Below are 25086 nucleotides of genomic sequence, written 5' to 3' on the forward strand. Positions count from 1 at the left end.
AGATGCGCATCTTGTTTTTGGATCTCGATTCGACGTCACCCGATCATTTGGGATGCTACGGGTACCACAGAAATACGTCCCCGAATATCGACCGCATCGCGAAACAAGGCGTCCGGTTCACCAATTACTACACGTCCGACGCTCCGTGCGCGCCTTCACGCGCCGCGTTTATGTCCGGCCGTTTCGGCATCCATTCGGGACTCGTGGGTCATGGGGGAACGGCCGCGGACTTCCGCAGAGAGGGGGAGCCCCGGCAATTCCGCGATTTGCTGACAACCGAAAGCCTCCCGGGATTCCTTAGGTCAGCGGGCATGAAGACCGTGCTGTTCAGCCCTTTCGGAGAAAGACATTCGCAATGGACCTTCTATGCGGGTTTCTCGGAAATTCACAATTCGGGCCAAAGCGGCATGGAATCGGCGGAGGAAGTGACGCCAAGCGTGCTGGATTGGATTGACCGCAATTCGCAAGACGACAATTGGTTTTTGTACGTCAATTATTGGGACCCTCATACCCCTTACCGGGCGCCGGAGGAATTCGGGAACCCGTTCGCCGGCGAACCGCTGCCGGATTGGATGACGGAGGAGATGCTGGAACGGCATCTGAGGAAAGTCGGGCCGCATAGCCCGCGGGAAATCAATATGTTCGACAATCGGACGAACCCCAAATGGCCGCGCCAACCCGGCGAATTTCTTGACATGGAAGGCTTGCGGCAAATGATCGACGGCTATGACTGCGGAATCCGCTACGTCGATTCACACATCGGGCAGCTTATGGACGCGCTTGACCGTAAGGGCGTGATGGAGGAACTGGTCATCATCATCTCCGCGGATCACGGCGAAAACCAGGGACAACTCGGCATTTACGGCGAACATGCCACGGCGGATCAAGGCACATGCCGAATCCCGATGATCATTCGCTGGCCGGGCGTTACCCGGCCGAATGTCGACGAAGGGCTGCACTATCACCTGGACTTCTTGCCGACGATCGCCGAACTTCTTGACAAGGAGCCCTCCGCGACCTGGGACGGCCGAAGTTATGCGCCCGCTTTAACCGCGGGAACGGATTGTGGAAGGGATTATCTGGTTTTGTCCCAATGCGTTCATGTCTGCCAACGCAGCGTGCGCTTCGGGGATTGGCTGTACATGAGGACCTATCACGACGGTTATCATTTGTTCCCGAAAGAAATGCTGTATAACCTGAAGTCGGATCCGTTCGAGCAGCAGGACGTGGCAGCTGAGCATCCGGATGTCCGCATGCAGGCCGTTTATCGGCTAAACGATTGGCATGACAATATGATGGCATCGATGACTTATGACGTCGATCCGTTATGGACCGTGATTCAAGAAGGCGGCCCTTATCATGCGAAAGGCCGCCTTCCGTATTATGTCAAGCATTTGGAACAAACGGGCCGCGCCGATGCCGTACCTGAGCTGAAAAAGCGGCATCCCCGGGAATTTCAGCAGAGTTAGGATGGAGAGCCCGGTTTTATAGAGTCAATGTCTTCACGGAATTTCGGCTTAGCTCTTAAATTCGCTCCTCGCGGCGATTTAAGAGCTTTTTGCTTTTTCGGGATTACAGGGTTCAAGTAAGGTAATATATTACACGCCATGAAAGCGATTTATATTTTTCTTGACGAAAATGGTTTTCATATCTATTATGTAAATGAAAATAAATTTAGAAGGGTGGTCCCTCATGAAACGATACTTTGAGAAGGCGCAAAAATTCGGCAAGTCCTTCATGCTTCCCATTGCGGTACTGCCAGCTGCAGGTCTTTTGCTAGGCATCGGCGGCGCATTATCGAATCCAAATACGATTAGCTCGTATCCGCTTCTGCAAATCACCTGGCTGCAGCAGATTTTTACTGTGATGAGCAGCGCCGGAAGCATAGTGTTCGATAATCTCGCCTTGATCTTCGCCATCGGCGTTGCCGTGGGGATGGCAAGAGCGGATAAAGGAACAGCGGGTTTGGCAGCGGGTCTGTCCTACCTGGTTATGAATGCCTCGATCCATGCGATGTTGATCAATACCGGGAAGCTTGCCGCAGACAACCTGGCAGGTGCGGGACAGGGCATGGTGCTGGGAATTCAAACCTTACAGACAGGGGTTCTGGGAGGAATCGTTGTCGGGTTGGTCACGGCGTGGCTGCATAACCGGTACAATAAAATCGAGCTTCCCCAGTTTCTTGGCTTTTTCGGAGGTTCCCGGTTTATTCCGATCATTTCGTCCTTTGCGGCCATCTTCATCGGGATTGCCTTATTTTTGATCTGGCCGACAATCCAAATCGGTATATCTAGCCTCGGCAGTCTGGTCGACAAAACCGGTTATATCGGGACGCTGTTTTACGGATTTTTCTTGCGCATGCTTGGGCCTCTGGGGCTGCATCATATTTTCTACCTTCCATTCTGGCAAACCGGCTTGGGAGGAACCATGGAAGTAGCGGGCAAAGTATATGAAGGAACGCAGAATATCTTTTTTGCGCAATTGGGCGATCCCGCTACCGGGAAATACTTTATCGGGACATCCAGATTCATGTCAGGCCGTTTTATCACGATGATGTTCGGTTTATTGGGTGCAGCTCTGGCCATTTACCATACGGCTAAACCTGAACGTAAAAAAGTGGTTGGCGGATTGATGCTGTCTGCTGCGCTCACTTCATTTTTAACAGGGATTACAGAGCCTTTGGAATTCTCTTTCTTGTTTGTAGCTCCAATCCTGTACGTGATTCATGCCGCATTTGACGGGTTTGCTTTTATGCTGGCGCACATTTTCGAAATCACCATCGGCCAGACGTTCTCCGGCGGATTAATTGACTTTATCCTGTTCGGAATTCTGCAGGGCAATGAGAAAACCAACTGGATCCTGGTGCCGATCATCGGTGTACTATGGTTCCTCCTGTATTATTTCACGTTCCGGATTTTGATCGTTAAACTGAATCTGAAAACGTTAGGGCGCGAAGATGAAGCAGTGGCTGATTCGGAGGCAGCAGCTCCAGGTAATAGCGGTACTTCATCACCGTCCGGAGAATCCAGATCGGCCGCCATATTGAACGCGCTTGGCGGTACGGAAAATATCACGGACCTGGATTGCTGCGCTACGCGGCTGCGGGTTACGGTCATCGATAAGGATAAGGTGCAAAAGGACGCATTTGCAGCTACAGGAGCTAAAGGTGTTGTATTTGTAGGGAACGGAGTGCAGGTGATTTACGGACCTCAGGTCACGGTAATCAAGAATGAAATTGAAGAATATTTGGAAACGGAGTAATGGTAATGAATGACTTGGTAAGACTGAAATTAAAAGGCGGTCTCGTTGTATCGTGTCAGGCATTGGAGCATGAACCCCTTCATAGTCCGTATATTATGGGCAGAATGGCGGCAGCGGCCAAAGAAGGCGGGGCCATTGGGATTCGGGCCAACACGGCAATAGATATCAAAGAAATTAAAGAGCAGGTTGATCTGCCCGTCATCGGAATTGTAAAAAGAAACTATGGAACCAATCCGGTATTCATCACACCGACGATGCGTGAAATAGATGAATTAGCCGAAACTCAAGCGGAGATCGTAGCCTTGGATGCAACGCTCCGGCCAAGACCGGACGGCAGGACATTGAAGGAGTTTGTCAGCGAGATCCGCCATAAATATCCTCGGCTGCTGTTGATGGCAGATATCTCGGCAACAGCTGAAGCGGTGAATGCGGAACAACTTGGTTTTGATTTGATATCTACGACTTTAGTCGGTTATACAGAGGAGACAGCCGGAAGTAAACTGTACGATCATGATTTTGCCATATTAAAAGATATCGTGTCCCATGTGAAGACTCCGGTTGTGGCGGAAGGAAACATCATGACGCCGGAGATGGCGGCAAGCTGCCTGAAAGCAGGAGTATATTGTGTTGTCGTTGGCGGAGCCATTACCCGTCCGCAGCAGATTACGGAACGCTTTGTATCGGAGATTGCAAAATTACAGCACCGGACAAAATAATATTTTTGTAAAAGAGCGAGTATCGGTGGCCGGATTTCTACCAATGCTCGCTCGTTTTTATTCCGCTGAATACAACGCCTGCAGTGTTTGCTGCCGTGCTTTCAGTAAATTTTCGTCTTCAAGCAAGAGAAGAGACATCACGTCCAAAATATAAATGATGGCGAGCTGGCTGTTGATGAAATTCACGTCTCCCGATCGTCCAATATCCGGAGTGAATAGACAAATATCCGAAACTTCGGAGAGGGGGGTATGGTCAAAGTTGGTGATTCCGATGACTTTGGCGCCTCTTTTTTTGGCCTGACCCAAAGCATGACTTACCTCTGTCGTACGTCCCGAGTTGGACAATCCAATCACAACATCATTTTTCCCCAGAAGGGAGGCGCTCATCGTCATCATATGTGAATCCGTTACAGCATCGGCCACGAGATTCATCCGGCTTAGTCTGTATTTAAATTCCAAGGCGGAGAGGCCGGAACTGCCCAAACCGTAAACATAAATTCTGCGGGATTTCTTAATCAGCTCAACAACTTCTTCAATTCTTCCGGTATCCAGCATTTCGGCTGTCGCATTTACGATGTCATTGTACAGATTTTGCGTTTTGATAAAAATATCCGTATCATTACGAGGCTTTTGGGCTTCCCGGTTCAGCAGAATTTTGAAATCGACAAAAGTGTCGCAGCCCACTTTCTTGCAAAAACGGGTAATTGTTGACGTTGAAGTATTTGTATACGAGGCCAAATCCTTAATATTGATATTGTTAATGGATTGACGATTGCGTATCACGTAATCAGCAATCTCTTTTTCCTTGGCTGAAAATCGTTGATATTCAAGCTGCAGTATGTCAATGACACTGGACGACATCACAAAAAGCCTCATTTCTATTAGGATGGTATATTATCCATTTTAACAGTAGGTTTCCGTGAAAACAAAACAGAATAAAAAGGATTGAAGCATCCGCAAAGATCATTTATAATTTAATTTGTCATACCAATATATAAATTGATCATACAAATTAAAGAGGAGGTGATTGTTTACGGCAGATGTTATATCTATTGGCTTGAAATTTTGGGGTTAGATTTTGGAGGAGGAAATAAAGTGAGAGAAAACAGCAAAAATAAACATAAAAATGTTTTATTGATTACGGTGGATCAGTGGCCGGGAAGTTTATTGGGCAGGCAAGGCAGGGATGAGTTTTTTTCGCCTACACTTGATGAGCTGGCTAAAGTTGGCGTGATTTTTGGTAACGCATACAGTCCGACGCCGGTTTGCATTCCGGCCCGGCGGGAGATCATGACGGGAACAAGTTCAAGAACACATGGGGATAGAACGTTTAATGAATTTCTAAAAATGCCGGAGGTTCCTACGCTTCCCGAAGTTTTTAAAAACAACGGCTATCAAACGTATGCCGTCGGAAAATTGCACGTGTATCCTCAAAGAGCGCGGATCGGATTCGATGATGTGATTTTAAATGAAGAAGGGAGAAAGGTTAACTTTCCCCATGAGATGAGGGAGGATGATTACACAAGGTTTATCAACAGGGAGGGATACGCAGGCTTGGATTTTGCCCATGGCATGTCCAACAATAATTATATAACGAGACCATGGCACTTGCCGGAGGAGCTGCACCAGACGAGTTGGACATCCAGGCAAATGTGCGAGCAAATTATCCGCAGGGACCCGACGAAGCCGGCTTTTTGGTACTGTGGGTTCACGGCACCGCATCCGCCTGTTGTTCCTCCCCAAGTTTTTATGGATATGTACAATGATGTGGATGTTGAACACCCCTATATCGGCGATTGGGCAATGGATTCGGAATCCGCCCCGTATCCCGTGAAATATTACAGCAGCCTATACGACATTAAAACGGACAATTTACTGCGCAAAGCCAGAAAGGGGTTTTATGCCTCCTGTACGCATATCGATTATTCGATCAGGTCGATCATAGGGACACTTAGGGATGAGAAAATTCTCGACAACACGATTATTGTCATTACATCCGATCATGGAGAGATGCTGGGCAATCACAACTTATGGGGCAAAAACCTCTTCTATGAAGATGCAACTAAGGTTCCTTTAATCATCGTGCCTGCTGCAGATCGTGGAGACTGGGGATTTAATGTAACCGATGACCGTTTGGTGGAGCTGAAGGATATTATGCCTACATTGCTTGATATGTGCGATCTCCCAATACCGCAAACGGTGGAAGGAATCTCTCTGATGAATAACAAGAACAAGCGAAATTACGTCTACGGAGAACTATGGGAAGATGACCGGGCTACGAGGATGATCCGTACCGAACAATTTAAACTGATTTACTACGCTGTCGGGAATCAATTTCAGTTATTTGATTTGGTCCATGACCCCAAAGAAATGGTCGATCTATCCGGTAACGATGGGTATAAGAACGTAGAAGCAGAACTTACGGATATTCTAATATCCCATTTATATGGCAATGATGTTAAGTGGTTGGAAGACGGGAAACTTATAGGAAAACCAGAAAAATCATTCGCATATAAACCTGTTCAAGACAACTGCGGTATTTTAAGCAACCGCGATTTACTGTTGCAGCGTGGAATTCGATAATAAGCGGGAGGTTTAAAATGAACAAACTTCAAGTCAAAAGAAGCCATATTCGCTGGACGATCATACTCATGTTATTTATTGTTTCATCTCTAAATTACGCCGATCGGGCAGCCATTTCCATCAGTGCTCCATCGATGCAAAATGCGCTCGGAATCAATGCAGTAGCTTTAGGTTATATATTTTCAGCTTTTTCATGGGCCTATGTCGGTGCCCAAATCCCGGGCGGATGGCTGCTTGATCGTTTTGGATCCAAAAAAATCTATTTCCTTAGCATTTTCTTTTGGTCGCTGTTTACTCTTTTTCAAGGATTCGTTGGCTTTCTTATAGGCGCAGCGTTAATTGTGACCCTTTTTGTTTTAAGATTTTTAACAGGGTTGGCGGAGGCGCCGGCCTATCCTGCCAATAGCCGGATCACGGCTTCCTGGTTTCCCACGAAAGAACGGGGAACGGCCGCTTCGATCTTTTCTTCAGCTCAGTATGGGGCAACCGTGATCTTTTCCCCTATTATGGCGTATGTTACACAAACCTATGGATGGGAAAGCAACTTCTTGCTCATGGGAACGCTTGGAATTGTGTTAAGTATGGTTTGGCTGAAGTCGATCTATAGTCCAAAAGACCATCCGCGCATCAACAAGGCCGAGCTGGAATATATCGAGCAAGGGGGAGCCATGGTTGATTTGGATACCAAAGCGACCTTGGACAATAAAGAATCAAAATGGCCTTATATTCGAAAACTGCTAAAAAACCGGATGATGATGGGGATTTTTTTCGGGCAGTATTGTATTAATGTGATGACTTATTTTTTCCTGACCTGGTTTCCGATCTACTTGGTAAAAGATCGCGGCATGTCCATTCTGAAAGCGGGTTTTGTAGCCTCCTTACCGGCACTTTGCGGTTTTGCGGCGAGTATATTAAGCGGAATCTTTTCGGATTACTTGCTTAAAAAAGGCTGCTCTTTAACCGTAGCCAGAAAAGTTCCTATCATAGCGGGGATGTTGATGTCCATGACGATCATCGGCTGTAATTACGTGAACTCGGAAGGCCCGGTTATTTTTCTGATGTCTTTAGCGTTTTTTGGCAAAGGATTCGGCGCGCTTGGCTGGTGTGTAGTTTCTGATGTTGCGCCCAAAGAGGCGCTTGGCATAAGCGGAGGTTTGTTAAATACGTTTGGAAATATTGCCGGTATTATCACGCCGATTGTAATCGGATACATTATTCAAGGAACAGGTTCCTTTAATTTAGCGCTTGTCTACGTAGGCATCCATGCTCTGGCGGCAATTTTATGTTATTTGCTCATCGTAGGCAGAATAGAGAGATTTAAATTATAGAAGTGTTTTGTTGTAAGCGCTTAATAGCCACTCCTATTCCCTCATTAATAGTAAGATGTTATACTTGCATTATTATGAAAATATTATTAATGGGAGAACAACATGGCTGAACATGTTTCCGGTTCAGAAAAAGTTCCGTTTTCGAAAATCTTATACAATTTTATCTTACAAAAAGATTATAAAAGCGGAGATAAACTTCCCACCGAACGGGAATTGTCGGAACACTTTGGCGTAGGGCGAAGTTCAGTTCGTGAAGCGTTAAGCGGATTGAAAGCATTAGGGATCATCGAGGTCCGGCAAGGATCAGGCTGTTATGTGAAGGAAATTAATTTGGCATCGCTGCTGCTTCCGATCCAGGGACAACTTTACAATAAACGGATCCTTGTTGAAGAGATCATGGAAACAAGAGTGGCGATCGAGTTGGAAATTATCCGGCTGGCCGTAAAAAGGGCCACTCCCATCATGTTGGATAAAATTGAGTCTTATTTAACCTCGGATGAGCAAGATTCCGCCCAACACTTTGCCTTTGAACAACTGTTAGCCGAAATGGCGGGAAACCGTATATTAATCATGATGCAAAGTTTAGTCCATGAGCTTTGGGGCGATATCACAAGCAAGGGCTGGCGGCGTAGAAGCATGGAAATTAGCCATCAAGAGCATATGGATATTTTCCGCAGCATTAAAAACAGAGATTTGCCGGCTGCGCTCACGAAAATGGAAAACCATCTGTTGTGGGGCGTAAAATACTTTGATGAGATGAATGATCCGACGCAAAGCTAATATTGTAAAGAGACTGACGCTTTAAAAATAAGCGTCAGTTTGTTTTTTTACTATAAGTAAAAAAGGTTTGAAAAAAGTTCAAACTTATTTTATCCGTGGCGGACCTTTATAATTCTGATTGAAAGCGCATTCAATAAAAATTGAAGAAAGCGCTGCTCTCAAAAAACGAACGGGGGGAATACGGGTGAGAATTATTTATTTTGATATCGATTCGCTCCGGCCCGACCATATGGGGTGCTACGGATACGAAAGAAATACGACGCCGCATATCGACCGGATCGCGGCGGAGGGGGCCCGCTTTAACGGCTGCTACACCGCGTCGTCGCCTTGCGTTCCTTCGCGGGCCAGCTTTATGTCGGGACGCTTCGGCATCAACCACGGGGCGCTGACCCACTGGGGGCCGGGCTGCGATTTTGATTATCCCGACGGGGACGGCCACAGCCGGACGGTTCCGTTTTTTACGCGTTATTTGCGCGAGGCGGGGTACAAAACGGTGACGTTTTCCTCCTTCGGTGACCGTCACCATGCCTGGTGGTATTTCGCCGGCTGGAACGAGGTGCACACCCATTCGCTGAAAGAAGGCAACGAAGATGCGCACGAGGTGAATGAGGCCGTTATCCCCTGGATCAAGGCGCATGCGCACGAGGAGAACTTTTTCCTCCACATTCAGTATTGGGACCCGCATACGATGTACACGTATCCGAAGGAATATGCGGATCAGTGGAAGGATGTCCCGGCCAAAGCGTTCCCCGATGCCGCAACGATCGAAAAGCACCAGGCGGACCGGTTTCCGCGCTCGGCAGCTCTTCTTCATACGGCAAGCCGTATTCCGGAGACGATGCCCGAGCGTATCCGGGACCGGGAGGATTTCGTTCATCTCATCAACGGCTATGACGGCGGCATCAGCTACATGGACCGCTGCATCGGGGAGATCATGGAGACGCTCGGGGAGATGGGGATCGAGGATGAGGTATGCTTCGTCATCAGCGCGGATCACGCCGAATCGTTTGGCGAGCATGGCATCTACATGGAGCACGCGAACGCCTCGGAGTCGGTTCACCATATCCCGCTGATCATCAAGGCGCCCGGCGTGGCGAAACCCGGTACGATCGCGGACGGGCTCGCCTACAACGTGGACGTGATCGCCACGATCACCGATATGGCCGGTTTGCCGGTGCCGGAAGGCTGGGACGGCAAGTCGTTCCTCCCCGCTTTGAAGGGCGAAGCCTGGCAGGGGCGGGACCATCTGGTGATGGACCACGCCTTGTACGCTTGCCAGCGGGCGGTCAGAGACAAAAAGTGGTACTACATGCGCACCTATCACGAAGGGCTTTACCGCTACGATCCTGTGGCGCTTTACGATATGGAAAACGACCCGTATCAGACGACGAATGTCGCCGGCGAGCATCCGGAGGTCGTCCGGGAGATGGATCATCGCCTGATGAACTGGCTGCATGAGCATACGGGGAAACCGGGCGCAAAGACCGATCCGCTGCAAAAGGTGATCCGGACCGGGCCGTTCAAATATGTCACCGTGAGCCAGTGGATCAAGCGGCTGCGGGGCGAAGGTTACCGCGAAGATGCTGAGGCGCTGGCGGCAAAATATTCGCATGAAACGCTGGAGTCGGCTTACGGCTCGGTATAAAGGCATAAACTTCGGCCATACGAGAACAGTATAGAAAGGTTTGTTCGATATGACGACAAAAACAACCAAAATCGAAAGCCAGGCCGTCCGCCAAGCGGGGCCTCCCCGGAAGACCTGGAGCCAAATTCCGGGCGGTGTGATCATCCTGTTGTCCTTCGCCGTCGGGATAGCCTTCTGGGCGCTCATCTCCAGGATTCCGTCGGTCGGGGCGATCGTATCCGACCCGGTTACGATCGTGAAGACCTTTATACAGGAGTCATCCAGCGGCAGGCTGTGGACCAATATTTATGCCAGCCTATTTCGGGTTCTGGGCGGGTTTGTGCTGGGACTGGCGGCGGCCATCCCCGTCGCTTTCCTGATGGGCTGGTACAAGCCGGTCCGCATGATCGTCGAGCCGTGGATTCAGTTTTTCCGCACGATTCCCCCGATCGCGCTGATTCCGCTGGTCATTGTCGTCCAGGGCGTGGGCGAGGGGGCAAAGCTGTCGATCATTTTCGTCGCGACCTTCCTCGTCATGGTGATCTCGATCTTTCAGGGCGTCGTGAGTGTGGATCCGACGCTGATCAAGGCGGCGAAAGTGCTGGGCGCGGGTGACAAAGACATTTTCTTCGAAGTGGTGGTCCCCGCCTCGTTCCCCTATATTTTGGTCGGCGTGCGCTTAGGGTTGGCCAGCGCCTGGACGACGCTGGTTGCGGCGGAACTGACCGGAGCGAACAAGGGAATCGGCAACATGATCATGGAAGCGGGCTTGTACTTCCGCATGGACATTATCATCCTGGGCATTATCATCATCGGGATCATCGGGCTGGCCATGGACAAAGGCGTTTTGTTCCTGGAGAAAAAACTAACGGGTTGGCAGGAGTTGAGAAAATCATGAGCGCGATCGCGGAAAAGACACCGAAAATCGAAATCGAAAATCTGTCCAAAGTATATCAGGGACGGTCCGGCGCCATCACCGCCCTGCAAAACACGCAGCTCGCGATCGGCCAAAACGAGTTTGTCTGCGTCGTCGGACCCAGCGGCTGCGGCAAAACGACGCTGCTTAACATTATCGCCGGGCTTGAAAACGCAACGACCGGCACCGTAAAGGTGGAGAACCGGATCGTCACCGGTCCGGGCAAGGAACGGGGAGTCGTCTTTCAGCAGTACGCCTTGTTTCCCTGGAAAACCGTGCTGAAAAATGTGGAATTTGGCTTGAAGCTTAGGGGCTTGGGGGCCAAGGAGCGCAGAGAGCGAGCCGAAAAGTATCTGGAACTGGTGGGACTGAAAGACTTTGCTAACGCCTATCCGAAGGAACTGTCGGGGGGCATGAAGCAACGGGTGGCGATTGCCAGAGCGTATGCCGTGGAGCCCGAAGTGCTGCTGATGGACGAACCGTTTGGCGCCCTGGATGCGCAGACGCGGGCGCAATTGCAGGAGGAACTGCTGAAAACGTGGGAGAAGGAAAAGCGGACCATCTTTTTTATCACGCACGACGTGGAAGAGGCGGTCATTCTGGCGCAGCGCGTCATTATTATGAGCGCAAGGCCGGGCCGGATCAAGGAAATGATCGATGTCGACATTCCGTACCCGCGGACGCAGGAAACCAAATTGTCGGACCGCTTCGTCGAGATCAAAAACGAGATTTGGTCGAAGGTTTACAAAGAATATATGGATGTCAAAAAATAAGGGGGATTCACCTATGAAAAAAGTAAGCGTTTTAATGATGGCATCGATGCTCGGTCTGACACTGATCGCCTCCGCTTGTTCTTCCGGTCAGGCGGGGACAGGAAAGGACACGGAAAGCCAAACGCCGGCAAAATCGGGCGAGACGCCCACGATCAATGTAGCCTATATGCCGGACATGCACGGCGCAACGCCGATCGTGCTGGGCGAAGAGAAAGGCTTCTTCGAAGAAGCGGGAATTAAAGTCAACGCGGTGAAGTTCTTGAGCGGTCCGCCGGAGTTTCAGGCGATGGCATCGGGCGAAATCGACATCGCGTATATCGGCCCCGGAGCGACGTTCCTCGCCGCCCAGGGACAAGGCAAGATCATCGCCGTGGACAGCCTGAATACGGGAGACGCCGTGCTAACCAGAGCCGATTCCGGCATCGAAAGCTGGGCGGACCTGAAAGGAAAAACGGTCGGCGTGCCGAAAGGAACGTCCGGCGAAATGATCTTGAACCTCGGACTTAAGAAGGCCTCGCTTAAGCCCGAAGACGTTAATATCATGAATATGGATGTGGCCGGAGCTGTATCCGCCTTCGTGTCCAAAAAGGTCGACGCGGTTGCGATTTGGTCCCCCTATACGGCCGAGATCGAAAAACAGGTAGGGAAAGAAAACATCAAAGTGCTGGGCAATAACGAGGCGTTTTTCCCCGATTATGTGTTCCCGCAAAGCTGGGTGGTAAGGCCGGCGTTTTTGGAGGAGCATCCCGATTTGGTGAAGAAGTTTTTGAGCGCGTTTTCCAAGGCGAACGATTATCGCATCGCCAACATGGAAGAAACGGTCAAGCTCACCGGCGAATTCACGCAAGTGCCGGAAGATTCGTTAAGCATGCAGATCGACACAACAGAGTGGTTGACGACGGAGGAGATGGCCAAAAATTTTGAGGATAACACGGTGTATACCTGGTTTGAAAACCTTGAGAAATTGTTCGTTGACAACGGCAAAATGACGGAAGTGGTTCCCGCGGACCAATTCGTAAGCAAAGATACCTTCCTGAATGCCGTGAAAAAATAAGCTCCGCAATAAAAGGGGACAGGGCGCCTTAGCGGGCGGCCCTGTCCCCTTTGTTCACTTGGCGGAAGAACGGAACGGCTCCCATCTCGTTGATTAGATTGACGATTTCCTTCGTCCGGGACTTCTTGAATTTTTTGAGCAAAATATTGATCTGCGATTTGATCGTCGACATTTCGACTTGACGTTCGGCGGCGATTTCGGAGATCTTTTTGTGTTTCAGCAGCAAATCGATGATTTCCATTTCCGTCGGGGTCAACTGGGATAAAATATTGATGGAATCCAGCAGCGATTCCTGGTTATGACGGATGCGCCTGAATTCGTTTCTGATTTTATAAGCGATTTTCGGCCGGATCGGAGACGAGCCGTTGTAGGCCATGCGGATGCTGTCCAGGATCTCGTGTTCCTCAGTGGTTTTCAGCACATAATCCACCGCCCCGGAATCGAAGGCGCTGAACACCGTTTCATCGTCCTCGTGCACGGTCAAAAAAATGATCCGCACGTCCGGATGCGCCTGAATTGTTTTTTTGGCGGCGAGGATGCCGTCATGCTTGAAATCCATTTCTATGTCCATGAGCACGACATCCGGCTTAAGTCGCTCGACCATATCGCAGGCGGCTTTGCCGCTGAAGGCGTGGCCGACGAGCTGCATGTCTTCCGCGGTGTCCACCATCGAACGGAAATGCTCGTTCAAAATGTCGAAATCCTCGACGACAAGAACGCGAATGGGCAATGGAATAGGTTGCTTTTGCATACGCAGCTCCCTTTCTTTTCGGCGGATTTTATTCGGTGAAATAGATCGGCAAAAAAATCTGAAACGTCGTTCCGGCTCCGGGAGCGCTGGTTACATCGATTTGGCCGAAGTGGCCGCTGACGACCTGCTTGGTGTAGGAGAGGCCCAGCCCCCAATTGCGATTTGTGTTTTTGCTGGTGTAAAAGGGGTCGAAGATTTCCCCTAGCTGCTCCGGCTCGATTCCGTTGCCGTTGTCGTTTATCCGAATGACCAGCCACTTTTCCTCGGAATACGCTTCGATTCGTACCCGCCCTTCCTGTTGGCTGCCGATGGCTTCGACTGCATTGACGATGACGTTGTGAAGGGCGTCCGACAGGTGAACGGCATCCGCCAATATTTTCGGATCGCCGCCCGGCGCCTCGTATTCAACGCGAACCGAATCGGGTATCCCTTGAAGACTGCCGATCAGCTCCTCCATGAATGCGCCTGCGGAAACGGGCCGCAGCTGGAGATAATTCGTTTTGAACGACTTGTAAAGCCGGTCCAAACGGTCCAGGGTATGTTGGATGATCGCTTCCGACTGTTCGATCTGCCCCAGCAGCTGAAGGTCTGCGGCGTCGGACCGTTCTTCCCGGTGCTTGACCGTTTTTTCCATCTTTTTATTCAGCACCTGCAGCGTAAGAAGTTGGTTTTTCAGGGCGTGGGTAAAGATTTTCGTGCCCATGTCCGCGGTTTTGATTTTCCGCTCCAGGCGCAAATCCAGCTTCCCCATGTTTTTCTCAACCCTCGTATACCGCCAGATGGCCAGCAGGCTGACAAGCGAAACACCGCCCGTAAACAGGATGCTGAAATACCATTCGAACAAAGTGAGCGGCGGATTAAAATTCGAAAAATCGGAGTAAAGCACATAATAGGTTCGGATATCCGTCACCTGCAAGGGGCCCATAAAGCCGAGGTAGAAATAAAAACCGTTCAGCGCAAGGAGCCCGAGCAGGATAAAGCTGATCTGTTTTTTGATCCAGGGAATCGTAATGTTTTGATATCTCCACCAAATCAAATAGAAGGCGATCAGTGCGGACAACACGATCCATCCCCTGGTGCCCCATCCGATGACGAACGTGTACTTTCGCTCGACCGTGTTCAATATCCATTTGTAAACGACAGGGTCGTAGAACACGATGTTGAGGATAGGGAGGAAACTATTCAGGGCAAAATATTTCCATAATTTCTTGAACGGCTTGTTCAAATAGAGTGTTATTGCCAATCCCAACAAACCGAAAATAAACACGGACCGTCCGATTGTAATCATGCGGCTGATGTCCCCGATTTGCAGAGGGGAGTGCAGCAGCACGTTTCGGATTGCTTCATTAAAGAACAATACTCTATTGACCTTGAAATAAAATCCGCCGTACTTGGCCAGAAACAGGACCAACCCGGACATGCTCAAAAACCAGCCGAACAGCACGCAAGCCATCCAGTAGGCGGCAGGGCTGCGGGCTTTGGTGACAAACAAAATGAGGGCTGACCCCATTAAAAACAACAGCAGAAGAGTCATAGGGACGGCTCCTTTGGTGGATTACCGGAAGTGCTCAATGTCCGGTAAGCGCTTTCTATAATATCGGTTTCATTATAAAGGGTCGCTTCCTTGCTTGTCATGAGGAAGGATGTGTAAAAGAAACAGGAGCCGAAACCCGCGGCTCCTGTTTCTTTTTTTAGATAGCGGCGCAGCACGCCTTATGCTTTTTGCCGCTGCCGCACGGGCAAGGCTCGTTGCGGCCTGGAACTTTGCCGTCGAAATAGCGCTGCAAATTGTGGCTGTAAAGCTCGTTGCGCAGCTTATCGCCCATTTCCTGCATTTGCTCGTGGGCATGGGCATAAATCTGCTTATAGCTTTGGCAGAAGAAATCCGGAGCGGACTCAGTTCCTTCAGCGTTCCATTTACGGTTCCGCGGGCAGCCGCCGTAGCATAAACGCTGCCATTCGCAAGACCGGCATTTATCCGGCAAAGCCGGCTTCATCCGGTGGAAGCGCCCATAATTCGGATGGGCCAGCATATCGGCGATGGAGGCGCTGGCTACATTGCCGACGGTCCACTGTTCATTGATGAAGAAATCGCAGGGAAAAGCATCGCCGTTTTGCTCAAGCACAAGGCTTGTCGGACATGCCGCCCGATGGACGCACAGCTCCGCTTCCCGGTTAATGTAAACGTTTAGCATGTTATCGAAGAAGCGTACAGAAACCTGCGGGTCGCCGTCGTTATACCATTCGTCGAACACTTCGCAGAGGAAGTCGCCGTATTGTTTGGGCGTAATATCGTAGACACCGGGCTGGTCCACTTGTTGGGAGCGGAAATCCATGCAAGGGATGAATTGGACGTAGTCGAAGCCGTGCTCCCGGTAAAACGCCATCAATTCCTTGGCTTTGCCTACGTTTCCTTTATGGATAACCGTCAAAATATTAAAATCGACCTGGTGCTTTCGCAAATGCTCGATGCCGGCCATAACCCGGTCGAAGCTGCCTTTGCCGTTGGAAGTCACCCGGCGGGCGTCATGAATTTCCTTGGGGCCGTCGAGGCTCACGCCGATCAGAAAATTATAGGTTTTAAAAAAGGAAGCCCAGCGGTCATTGATCAGTGTTGCGTTCGTCTGCAGCGAGTTGCTGATGATCGTATGCGGCGGGGCGTGCAGGGCTTGCCGATAAACGACTTCCTCAAAAAACTCAAGCCCGGCCAGCAGCGGTTCTCCGCCCTGCCAGGCAAAATTGGCAGCGCCTTGGCTGTGCTCCATGTAATCCTTGATGAATTTATCCAAAATGGCGGAATCGATCCGGTTGATTTTTGGCCCCGGCTTGCCGCCGCAGGTGCTGTAATAACAATAATCGCAAGCCAGATTGCAATCTTCCGACACAGTTTTCCACATTACGCCGATGTTGGAATGGCGGGCTGTCATGCAGTTTCCCGACAAAGCAATCCCCCCTGTCTATGTTTAATTCTATGGCTATTTCAAAGATATCATCCGCTTCAAATAATGTCAAAATAATAAAAAGTATTCAAGTAAAGCGCTTTTACTAGATTTATACAGCGAGGAAACTCCTGTTCTTTATTCCAATATGAAATTATCTTTGTTATAGTCAGTTTATGAAGAGATTATATATTACTCCGGGGGATGCATATGTTCCATGTATTGGTTGCAGAGGATGAAGTTTGGATTCGCAACGGGATCGTGGAGATGATCGAGCGGTTTGGGCTTGATTTCAAAGTCGTAGCCCAGGCCAGCGACGGGGCGGAGGCATGGAATTTGATCAATGAGGTGTGGCCGAACGTCATCATCACCGATATCGTCATGCCGGAGCTCGACGGGTTGTCTCTGCTCGGCAAATGCGATGAATACAAGCTGGGCATCGTTCCGATCGTGATCAGCGGCTACGAGAACTTCGCCTATGCCCGGCAGGCGATCCGGTACGGGGCGACGGAATATTTACTGAAGCCTGTCGTGGCCGAGGATTTGAAGCAAGCCTTGCTGCGCTCCTTGGAACGGCTGCAAAGCTCCGTGTACCTTTACGAGCCTCTCCATCAGATTCAGGAATTTCTGGGCGTGATGGAAGTGTGGGATCATCAACGTCTGGTTTCTGAAGCCGGCCGGATTCTGGGTTCGATAAATAAGGTGAAAACGCCGAATCCAGGAATCCGCAACGGATTGTTCCGCATTTTCTCGGACAAGCTGAACGAGCAGCTGAGAAGCGTTGATCCGCATCATCAAAACCGGGAGCTTGGCGAAACGGCCGACAAACCTGCCGTGCAAGCTCATTTTGCGCATTTGCTGGAGCAGTGGTCGCGCCGCTTGAACGGCGCCTCTTCCGGCCGGAAAAACTTTCTGGGCAAGCGGGTGAGCGAATACGTTCAGCAAAACTACGCCAGGGAGATCACGCTGGGGCAAATCGCGGAGTACACCGATCTAAGTGTTTCCCGGTTTTGCGTGCTGTTCAAGCAGCATTACGGAGATTCTTTTATCAATTATTTAAACAAATACAGAATCGAAAAAGCCAAGCAGCTGCTGCTGGAACCGGATCTGAAAGTTTACGAGGTGGCCGATATGGTCGGGTTCTCCTCCTTACCGTATTTTAACCGGTTGTTCAAAAGCCTGACGGACGAGTCGCCGGGTGAATACCGCAGGAGCCTGGGATTATGAACATTAAATTTTCCCCCTTACGTTCCATCAAACAAAGAATGATCGCGCTGTTTTTCGGGCTAAGCATTTTGTCGGTGGGCCTGACGGCCGGATTTTCCCACTATTTCTACAGTAAAGCGGTCAAAGAGGAATTCGTGATGATCACGGAAGAAGCCACGGGCCGGCTGAACCATCATCTGGAGTTTTATTTCCAGCAAATGAAAAAATCGACGAATACGCTGCTGAACACCGATCTGGTGCAAAAGTGGCTGAGCGAGGGCTATACTCCCAATGTGGAGGATATCGCCGGAATTGAAAAGGAAATGAACACGTATGTGTCATTCAATTTTCGGGAAATCAACAATATGCTCCTCGTTTCGAATGATGGTCGGGTTCTCCCGCTGAACAACAGTTATATCCCGGAAGACCGGCGCATGATGGATGCCTGGTTTAAAGACGTCCGGGAAGTTACGGTATTGCCTACCCATCGCCTGAACGAAAACGGCCCCTTGGTCATGGATATGATCATTCCGATTTACAGCACACAAACGACGGCGATGATCGGCAAGCTGGTGCTGCAGTTTTCCTTGACCGAAATCGACGCTGCCTTCGATAAATCCCGGCTGGGGAAAAGCGGCTATTTCTTCCTGTTGTCGAAGGAGGACATCGTGGTCAATCATCCCGAGAAGGAATGGGTAGGGAAGGCGCGGAAAGACACGCCGCTTGGCGGACTGAATTTGGATCTGGAAAACGCCACCGGTGCCCAAACGTGGAACGGCGAAGCCTATCTGGTTTCTGTCTATGAATCGCAGTATACGGGTTGGAATATCGTTTCCGTTGTCCCTTATGCTGAGATGGCCAAAGGGTTGAACTCCGCGGTTTTATCGACGATGATCGCTTTGGCGATTCTTGGGGCCTGCATTCTTTTGATCATCCCTTTCCTGGTGTCACAGTTTGTAGGCCCGATCAAGCATATGAAAACGAGGATGGAACGGGTCGCCAAAGGCAATCTGGAAGTCAGGGCAACGCAAATCTCCGGCATCCATGAATACCAGGTGCTGACCAACAGCTTCAATTATATGGTGGAGCAGCTAAACGATCTGATGCGGGAAATCTCCGAATACAAGGTAAAAGAGGTCGAACTGCAGTTAAGGCAAAGTGTGGCCACGGTCAGAGCACTGCAGAATCAAATCAATCCGCATTTGCTGTACAACACGCTGGATATTATCAAGAGTATCGCCTATTTGGAAGATGTTCCGCTGATTGAGAAAATCGCCCACAACTTGGCTGACGTATACCGTTATGCTTCCAAAGGATCGGATCAGGAAGTGACGCTTCGCGAGGAGCTAAGCGTGTTGATCAAGTATCTGGACATTGTGCACATCCGTTATCCGAAAAAATTCGAAAGCAGTGTCCGGGTGAACGAGAAATTCATGGATTGTCCAATCATCAAGCTTACGATTCAGCCGATCGTGGAGAATGCTGTCAAATACGCCGTGGAAGCGAAAGGCGGGAATGCGGCGATAATTGTGAACGCTTACGACGAGGGCTGCGATCTTTTGATCGAAATTGCGGACAACGGCCCGGGAATTCCGGAAGCGCGGCTTGCGGAGCTGGAGGATCAATTCCGCGGAAGTTCGTCCGCCGAAGATACGTTCAGAGGCGAGTCCATCGGGCTGGCCAATGTCCATGCGCGGCTACGGTTGAAATACGGCAAGCCTTACGGAATTTCCGTACATTCTTTTCCGGGACGCGGCAGTGTGGTCAGCATACGGATTCCTTTACGGAAGCGAAATGAACAACCTCGAAAAAGAACGAGTGGGGGATGAGCTGAGCATGAAAAAATGGTGCGTGATACTGTTGTCTGCGTTTTGGATCTTGGGGCTGCTTGGATGTTCCAGCGCTGCAGGGAACCGATCGGCGGGGGAAGTGGCGCCCGGCAGCGAGGAGACTGGAGCACCCGTAGAACTGAATTTAATGACGTTCAGCTTCGCGGGAGGAGGCTGGCCGGAGGATCATGCGGTCGTCAGAGAGCTAAATAAGCGGCTGAACATCAAGCTGAACATTGAGTGGATTCCCATGGACGTTTACGGGCAGAAGTTGAACGTATTGGCGGCCTCCAATGATTTTCCCGATGTATTTTTGGTCGAAGGCCCAGAATTCAATAAGTGGAAGGACAAAGGCGTCTTTATGGATATCGAACCGGAGCTTGTCAAGTACCCCCATTTCACGAAATATTTGAGCCGCGAATACTTGGAGCTCATGAATCCCAAAGGAAAAATGTACGGATTGCCGTTTTATATCACGGACACGCGGGATTCTCTGATCATCCGCAAGGATTGGCTGGACAAGCTGGGGCTTAAGGCGCCAACCACGGTAGATGAATTTCTCGAAGTCGCCAAGGCGTTTGCGCAGGAGGACCCGGACGGGAATGGCAAGGACGATACTTACGGGTTTTCGTTCAGCATCGTCAACGGCAAATTGACCAATCTGGATGCGATTATAGGCGCTTTCGGGTTGGGGAACGAATGGAGCGAGCAGGATGGACGGCTTGTTCCGCTGCAGGTGCAAACGAAGGAGCTCAAGCCGTTTCTCACCTTTCTTAGGGAGGCCTATTCATCAGGAGCGCTTGACCCGGAATTCGCCACGAACAAGGTCAAGGATCCGCTGGCCAAATTGGCGGCCGGAAAAGTCGGCATCGCCACCGTCGTCCCCAACGAATTTTATACTCTAACGCTGCCGGCTTTGAAGAAGAACGCTCCCGGGGCCGAGCTCGTCCAATTGATTCCCCCGAAAGGACCCAGCGGACTTCAGGCGACGCATACGATCGGGAACACGAGCAAAATCGTCATCAACGCCCGTATCGCCCCCGCCAAGCAGCAAAAAGCGCTGGAACTGTTGAATTACCTGCTGTCCGACGAAGGCTACGATTTGATCAAAAACGGCGTTGAAGGCGTTCACTACCAAAGAACCGCTGAAGGAACGTTCGAAAAGCTGGAGGCGTTTGACAAAGACCGTCCGCAATTGCTCTCCGTCTGGTTTTTCCGCCGCTATGATCCGGAAGTCCAGATCCGCAAATGGGATGATCCGCAGTACGCCAAAAACGTTTTGAAGTTTTATGAAACCAATGCCAAGTACCGTTGGAAAAATCCGGCGGAAGGCCTGTCCAGCGAGACCTTTGATCAAAAGGGCCTCCGGCTTCTGGGGAGATGGGTGGATACAATGACCAAGGTGGCCATGGGCCAGCTTCCTTTAAGCGCCGTCGACGAGGCGGCCGCGGCCTGGAAGCGGGAAGGCGGAGATCAGATCATCCGGGAGATCAATGAGGAATTCCGGAAGACCAAGGAATAATGTACCCGAGTTGCGGGATATCCCGGCCATGCGCATGTCGCATGGCCTTTTTTGGCTCAACTTTGAAATCGGCGCTTGACCGCCGGCTCTGGATTATTTTTTTCGCTGGAGTTTCTCAAGTTCCGCAAAAATCCGGCAACAAACAAAAAGATCGGTTAAGGACTTCGCTTGGGAATGGATGTAGAGTAAGGAAGGGCCAAGGCATGAAGGGGTGATTCGGCAGAAAAGAGAACAGGCGGCCGCACGGCAACGAAAGCGCTTTTATGAATACGGAGCGATTAATCAATCGGACGAACGCATTCCAACTAGAAAAGCAAACTCTGAGAGCAACGGGAGGCAGTGACGAATGAAGGAGAAAAATCAGGTTTCATTAAAAGAAAGGATCAGCTACGGGTTGGGGGATACCGCATCCAATCTTGTTTTTACCATCGTAACCACGTACCTTATGTTTTTCTATACCGATGTTTACGGCTTAAATGTGGCCGCTGTGGGCACTTTGTTCCTGGTCGCCAGATTGATCGACGCTTTGGACGGTCCCATATTTGGGGTGCTGATCGACCGTACGAGCACCAAATGGGGGAAATCAAGACCCTATTTCCTCTGGCTGTCCATTCCGTTTGGGGTCGTCGCTATATTAACATTCATGACCCCGGATTTAAGCGCGACGGGGAAAATCGTATACGCGTATGCAACGTATATTGCGTTAGGCATTTTGTATGCGGGCGTCAATATTCCGTTATCGTCGCTGCTGCCAAGCCTAACGAGCAATTCGCAGGAAAGAACCGTCGTTAATACGTACAGAATGGTCGGCGGGCAAACGGGTGCGTTTATCGTCAACGCTGCGGTCCTGCCTTTGGTTGCTTTTTTGGGCGGGGGCAACCAGCAGCAGGGCTTTCTCTATACCATGATTTTGTTTGCTGTGGTTGGCGTCGCGCTCTTTTTCATTACGTTTGCAAATACGAAAGAGCGGGTTCAGTCCAACGGTAACAAACCGATTCCTTTTAAAGAAGGCGTGAAAGCGCTAAAAGGAAATTGGCCCTGGTGGATTTTGCTCATCGTGAACGTTCTGCTGTTTATCTCTACGATCATGATGAACCAATCGACGATCTATTTCCTAAGATACAACTTGGGCCGCGCGGATTTGGTGCCGGTGCTGAACGGATTATCGAGCTTGATGCTCGTCGGGATCATCGCCGTGCCGTTTTTGGCCAAAAAACTCGGTAAGCGCAACACGGTGCTCCTGGGGTTCATTCTGGCCGTGGCAGGACAACTGATTATCTTTGCCGGCTCGGAGTTCCTCTCGGTTCCGCTCATGGTGGTCGGAAGATCGCTGGCGAAGGTTGGACTTGGCGTGGTGGCCGGGATCAAATTCGCGATGATCGCCGATACGGTCGATTACGGCGAATGGAAGACCGGCGTGCGAGCGCAAGGGCTGCTGATGGCGGCTTCCACCTTTGGCGTCAAATTCGGCATGGGGCTCGGAGGAGCGATTGCCGCCTGGATTATGTCGATGGGGGGATACGTTCCCAACCAGGCGCAGACGTCTTCCGCGCTCTTGGCCCTACAGTTCAATTTCGTGTGGGTGCCGCTGATTTGCTTCGTGCTTTCCATCGTGCTCATGATGTTCTACCGGCTTGATCAACAAGAGGAGACGATGAAGGAGGAGCTTCAGAACAATCGGATCGTCACGGCTTAAGCAGCACTGATCGGCAGGTATGTAAAAAGGAAGCAAGACATCTCTTCGGGGTGTCTTCTTCGCTTTTTTAAAAGATGAGTGAGGATCGCAAGGTTCCGTTTGCGGAGGCTAAGGTGGCCGCAGTATTAGCGGTAAAAAAGGGCGTTATTCCCAGCAGTAAAGGGAGATCGGTCAATTTAGAGGAATTTTTTACCGCTATTTGCAGGGGATGAGGGCGAAAAGGCGCTTTCTCCACGTATGGCAGGGAAATAGAGACAAAAATTACCGCTATTTGTAAGAGGGGATGGAAAACCGCAAAAATAGCGCCATAAATTACCGCTATATCCGGCAAAGAGCTCCCCTACTCCCGCCCGGCAGAAAAATAGAGCAACAAACAAAAAAATCGGTTAAGGCGCTGTGACCGGATTGCTTGTAGAGTAGAACATGTACGTATATCGGGAATTTGGCCATGGAGGCCGTTTACAGTGAGTGTTTGCAATTCGAAAATTTCAACTTGGAGGAGAATGCCTTATGAGAGTCTTGTTTTTGGACCTGGATTCGACCAACCCGGAACATTTGGGCTGCTACGGTTATCATCGCAATACATCGCCCAATATCGATAAAATTGCTGCTGAAGGCGTCCGTTTCACTAATTATTACACCTCGGACGCGCCGTGCGCTCCTTCCCGCACCGCGCTGATGAGCGGGCAGTTCGGGATTCGCAACGGCCTTGTTGGCCACGGCGGTACGGCGGGGGATATGAAGCTGGAAGCCGAGAAGCGGGAGCTGATGGGCCGGCTGACCCGGGGCGGGGCCTTCCCGTCCTACTTGCAACTGATTGGCGGACTCAGCACCACCTTGATCAGCCCTTTCCCGCAGCGTCACTCGACGTTCGCTTTTTATGCCGGCTTTAATGAAATCATGAATACGGGGCATCTCGGCAACGAGTCCGCAGACGACGTCACTCCTGTCGCACTGGACTGGATCGAGCGCAATGCCAAGAAAGACGATTGGTTCCTCTACGTGAATTATTGGGATCCGCACACCCCTTACCGGACGCCGCTGGAATACGGAAACCCGTTCGAAAACGATCCGCTGCCGGAATGGATGACGGAGGAAGTGCTGGAGCGGCACAAGGAAATGGTTGGTTCGCACAGCGCCCGAGAGCTTAACATTAATTTCAGAACCAAGAGCTACGACAATGCCACTTCCCCCGATTTCCCGCGTCATCCCGGGGAAATTCTCAATAAGGACGGCCTGAGAAAAATGGTCGACGGTTACGACTGCGGCATCCGGTATATGGACGACCATTTGGGCAAGCTGTTTGCGGCCCTGGAACAGCAGGGTGTAATGGAAGATCTGATCATCATCATTACCGCCGATCACGGCGAAAATATCGGCCAACTGGGGATATACGGCGAGCATGCCACCGCGGATCAGGGAACCTGCCGGATTCCGATGATCATCCGCTGGCCGGGCATGAAGCAGGGAATCGTCGACGAGCGGCTACATTACCACCTGGACTTGCTGCCGACGATGGCCGAGCTGCTCGGACACGACCCGATGCCGGATTGGGACGGCATCAGCTATGCGCCGGTTCTTCGCGACGGAGCCGATTGCGGGCGGGATTACCTCGTGGTGTCGCAGTGTGCCCACGTGGTGCAGCGCAGCGTCCGTTTCGGCGATTGGATGTATATTCGCAGCTATCATGACGGGTATCATTTGTTTGATAAGGAGATGCTGTTCAACCTGCAGGAGGACCCGGATGAACAGCGCAATGTTGCCGCCGAAAACCGCGATATCTGTATGGAAGCCGTTTATCTGCTGAATCAGTGGCATGACGAAATGATGGTCCGTTCGGGTGACGACCGCGATCCATTGTGGACGGTGATGAAAGAAGGCGGGCCTTTCCATGCCAAGGGTTATTTGCCGGGATACCTGAAACGGCTGGAGGAAACCGGAAGATCCGAGCAGGCCGCCGAACTGGCGCGCCGTCATCCCCGGGAGTTTCCGCCGAAGCCGGCCAGTGAAATCGAGAAGCTGGTTAGAAAGCGGCTTACGGAACAGATGGGCCCGCATTGATTCGTGCGTGATCGTTAGGTATGACACAAACATCATTTTACTCCCAG

19 protein-coding genes are annotated in these 25086 nt (G+C 50.6%); 15 read left to right on the forward strand and 4 right to left on the reverse strand.

Annotated elements, in window-relative coordinates; translation table 11 throughout:
* The first annotated feature begins 2 nt into the window (after nt 1-2).
* From ACLD72_RS01660 to ACLD72_RS01670, 3 genes are all read left to right on the forward strand, one after another.
* On the forward strand, nt 3-1469 hold the full coding sequence (locus tag ACLD72_RS01660; RefSeq protein ID WP_410994917.1) for a sulfatase: 1467 nt from the start codon (nt 3-5) through the stop codon (nt 1467-1469).
* A 223-nt stretch (nt 1470-1692) separates the two neighbouring features.
* Entirely contained in the window at nt 1693-3261 is a 1569-nt protein-coding gene (locus tag ACLD72_RS01665; RefSeq protein WP_410994916.1) for a PTS transporter subunit EIIC, read from the forward strand.
* 5 nt (nt 3262-3266) lie between these two features.
* The gene (locus ACLD72_RS01670) at nt 3267-3977 is read left to right on the forward strand and encodes an N-acetylmannosamine-6-phosphate 2-epimerase (RefSeq protein WP_410994914.1); all 711 of its coding nucleotides are present in this window, start codon (nt 3267-3269) and stop codon (nt 3975-3977) included.
* A gap of 57 nt (nt 3978-4034) precedes the next feature.
* Here ACLD72_RS01670 and ACLD72_RS01675 read toward each other — a convergent pair whose 3' ends face one another.
* A complete protein-coding gene (locus tag ACLD72_RS01675; protein WP_410995276.1) occupies nt 4035-4838 on the reverse strand; it encodes a MurR/RpiR family transcriptional regulator in 804 nt (267 codons plus the stop codon).
* 234 nt (nt 4839-5072) lie between these two features.
* Between ACLD72_RS01675 and ACLD72_RS01680 the strand changes: the two genes are divergently transcribed.
* The 7 genes from ACLD72_RS01680 (at nt 5073) to ACLD72_RS01710 (ending at nt 13035) form a co-directional block, all read left to right on the forward strand.
* Nucleotides 5073-6560, forward strand: a complete 1488-nt coding sequence (locus ACLD72_RS01680; RefSeq protein ID WP_410994913.1) for a sulfatase-like hydrolase/transferase — start codon at nt 5073-5075, stop codon at nt 6558-6560.
* A 17-nt stretch (nt 6561-6577) separates the two neighbouring features.
* Nucleotides 6578-7888 (forward strand): MFS transporter, encoded by a 1311-nt coding sequence (locus ACLD72_RS01685; protein ID WP_410994912.1) that lies wholly within the window; start codon nt 6578-6580, stop codon nt 7886-7888.
* Nucleotides 7889-7990: 102 nt separating this feature from the next.
* A complete protein-coding gene (locus tag ACLD72_RS01690; RefSeq protein WP_410994910.1) occupies nt 7991-8668 on the forward strand; it encodes a FadR/GntR family transcriptional regulator in 678 nt (225 codons plus the stop codon).
* Nucleotides 8669-8852: 184 nt separating this feature from the next.
* Nucleotides 8853-10313 carry a sulfatase gene (locus ACLD72_RS01695; RefSeq protein ID WP_410994908.1) on the forward strand — a complete coding sequence of 487 codons (1461 nt, stop codon included), beginning with the start codon at nt 8853-8855 and terminating at the stop codon, nt 10311-10313.
* A 49-nt stretch (nt 10314-10362) separates the two neighbouring features.
* A complete protein-coding gene (locus ACLD72_RS01700) occupies nt 10363-11190 on the forward strand; it encodes an ABC transporter permease (RefSeq protein ID WP_410994906.1) in 828 nt (275 codons plus the stop codon).
* Nucleotides 11187-11981, forward strand: coding sequence for an ABC transporter ATP-binding protein (locus tag ACLD72_RS01705; protein ID WP_458475492.1), 795 nt, complete (start codon nt 11187-11189; stop codon nt 11979-11981). The genes ACLD72_RS01700 and ACLD72_RS01705 overlap by 4 nt, the downstream gene beginning before the upstream one ends.
* Before the next feature lie 13 nt (nt 11982-11994).
* A complete protein-coding gene (locus tag ACLD72_RS01710) occupies nt 11995-13035 on the forward strand; it encodes an aliphatic sulfonate ABC transporter substrate-binding protein (protein WP_410994903.1) in 1041 nt (346 codons plus the stop codon).
* 28 nt (nt 13036-13063) lie between these two features.
* Here ACLD72_RS01710 and ACLD72_RS01715 read toward each other — a convergent pair whose 3' ends face one another.
* The 3 genes from ACLD72_RS01715 to ACLD72_RS01725 all read right to left on the reverse strand — a co-directional run bounded on the left by ACLD72_RS01715 (nt 13064) and on the right by ACLD72_RS01725 (nt 16713).
* On the reverse strand, nt 13064-13786 hold the full coding sequence (locus tag ACLD72_RS01715; protein ID WP_458475494.1) for a response regulator: 723 nt from the start codon (nt 13784-13786) through the stop codon (nt 13064-13066).
* Between the two features lie 28 nt (nt 13787-13814).
* The gene (locus tag ACLD72_RS01720) at nt 13815-15320 is read right to left on the reverse strand and encodes a sensor histidine kinase (protein WP_410994901.1); all 1506 of its coding nucleotides are present in this window, start codon (nt 15318-15320) and stop codon (nt 13815-13817) included.
* Nucleotides 15321-15477: 157 nt separating this feature from the next.
* A complete protein-coding gene (locus ACLD72_RS01725) occupies nt 15478-16713 on the reverse strand; it encodes an anaerobic sulfatase maturase (protein ID WP_458475496.1) in 1236 nt (411 codons plus the stop codon).
* A 222-nt stretch (nt 16714-16935) separates the two neighbouring features.
* On the opposite strand from ACLD72_RS01725, the gene ACLD72_RS01730 reads away from it, so the two are divergent.
* From ACLD72_RS01730 to ACLD72_RS01750, 5 genes are all read left to right on the forward strand, one after another.
* Nucleotides 16936-17952: a helix-turn-helix domain-containing protein gene (locus ACLD72_RS01730; RefSeq protein ID WP_410994899.1), complete on the forward strand. Its 1017-nt coding sequence runs from the start codon at nt 16936-16938 to the stop codon at nt 17950-17952.
* Nucleotides 17949-19760: a sensor histidine kinase gene (locus ACLD72_RS01735; protein ID WP_410994898.1), complete on the forward strand. Its 1812-nt coding sequence runs from the start codon at nt 17949-17951 to the stop codon at nt 19758-19760. Before ACLD72_RS01730 ends, ACLD72_RS01735 begins: the two co-directional genes overlap by 4 nt.
* Nucleotides 19726-21282, forward strand: coding sequence for an extracellular solute-binding protein (locus tag ACLD72_RS01740; RefSeq protein WP_458475497.1), 1557 nt, complete (start codon nt 19726-19728; stop codon nt 21280-21282). Before ACLD72_RS01735 ends, ACLD72_RS01740 begins: the two co-directional genes overlap by 35 nt.
* 346 nt (nt 21283-21628) lie before the next feature.
* Nucleotides 21629-22978: a glycoside-pentoside-hexuronide (GPH):cation symporter gene (locus tag ACLD72_RS01745; RefSeq protein ID WP_410994894.1), complete on the forward strand. Its 1350-nt coding sequence runs from the start codon at nt 21629-21631 to the stop codon at nt 22976-22978.
* Between the two features lie 510 nt (nt 22979-23488).
* Nucleotides 23489-25039, forward strand: coding sequence for a sulfatase (locus ACLD72_RS01750; protein WP_410994891.1), 1551 nt, complete (start codon nt 23489-23491; stop codon nt 25037-25039).
* The last annotated feature ends 47 nt before the right edge of the window (nt 25040-25086 follow it).

The organism is Paenibacillus lacisediminis, from assembly GCF_046567315.2.

Excerpts from the sequence above, each read along its gene's own strand:
- ACLD72_RS01660 (WP_410994917.1), top strand. The coding sequence starts at position 3 with ATGCGCATCTTGTTTTTGGATCTCGATTCGACGTCACCCGATCATTTG.
- ACLD72_RS01665 (WP_410994916.1), top strand. The coding sequence starts at position 1,693 with ATGAAACGATACTTTGAGAAGGCGCAAAAATTCGGCAAGTCCTTCATG.
- ACLD72_RS01670 (WP_410994914.1), top strand. The coding sequence starts at position 3,267 with ATGAATGACTTGGTAAGACTGAAATTAAAAGGCGGTCTCGTTGTATCG.
- ACLD72_RS01675 (WP_410995276.1), bottom strand. The coding sequence starts at position 4,838 with ATGTCGTCCAGTGTCATTGACATACTGCAGCTTGAATATCAACGATTT.
- ACLD72_RS01685 (WP_410994912.1), top strand. The coding sequence starts at position 6,578 with ATGAACAAACTTCAAGTCAAAAGAAGCCATATTCGCTGGACGATCATA.
- ACLD72_RS01690 (WP_410994910.1), top strand. The coding sequence starts at position 7,991 with ATGGCTGAACATGTTTCCGGTTCAGAAAAAGTTCCGTTTTCGAAAATC.
- ACLD72_RS01700 (WP_410994906.1), top strand. The coding sequence starts at position 10,363 with ATGACGACAAAAACAACCAAAATCGAAAGCCAGGCCGTCCGCCAAGCG.
- ACLD72_RS01705 (WP_458475492.1), top strand. The coding sequence starts at position 11,187 with ATGAGCGCGATCGCGGAAAAGACACCGAAAATCGAAATCGAAAATCTG.
- ACLD72_RS01710 (WP_410994903.1), top strand. The coding sequence starts at position 11,995 with ATGAAAAAAGTAAGCGTTTTAATGATGGCATCGATGCTCGGTCTGACA.
- ACLD72_RS01715 (WP_458475494.1), bottom strand. The coding sequence starts at position 13,786 with ATGCAAAAGCAACCTATTCCATTGCCCATTCGCGTTCTTGTCGTCGAG.
- ACLD72_RS01720 (WP_410994901.1), bottom strand. The coding sequence starts at position 15,320 with ATGACTCTTCTGCTGTTGTTTTTAATGGGGTCAGCCCTCATTTTGTTT.
- ACLD72_RS01725 (WP_458475496.1), bottom strand. The coding sequence starts at position 16,713 with ATGACAGCCCGCCATTCCAACATCGGCGTAATGTGGAAAACTGTGTCG.
- ACLD72_RS01730 (WP_410994899.1), top strand. The coding sequence starts at position 16,936 with ATGTTCCATGTATTGGTTGCAGAGGATGAAGTTTGGATTCGCAACGGG.
- ACLD72_RS01735 (WP_410994898.1), top strand. The coding sequence starts at position 17,949 with ATGAACATTAAATTTTCCCCCTTACGTTCCATCAAACAAAGAATGATC.
- ACLD72_RS01740 (WP_458475497.1), top strand. The coding sequence starts at position 19,726 with ATGAACAACCTCGAAAAAGAACGAGTGGGGGATGAGCTGAGCATGAAA.
- ACLD72_RS01745 (WP_410994894.1), top strand. The coding sequence starts at position 21,629 with ATGAAGGAGAAAAATCAGGTTTCATTAAAAGAAAGGATCAGCTACGGG.
- ACLD72_RS01750 (WP_410994891.1), top strand. The coding sequence starts at position 23,489 with ATGAGAGTCTTGTTTTTGGACCTGGATTCGACCAACCCGGAACATTTG.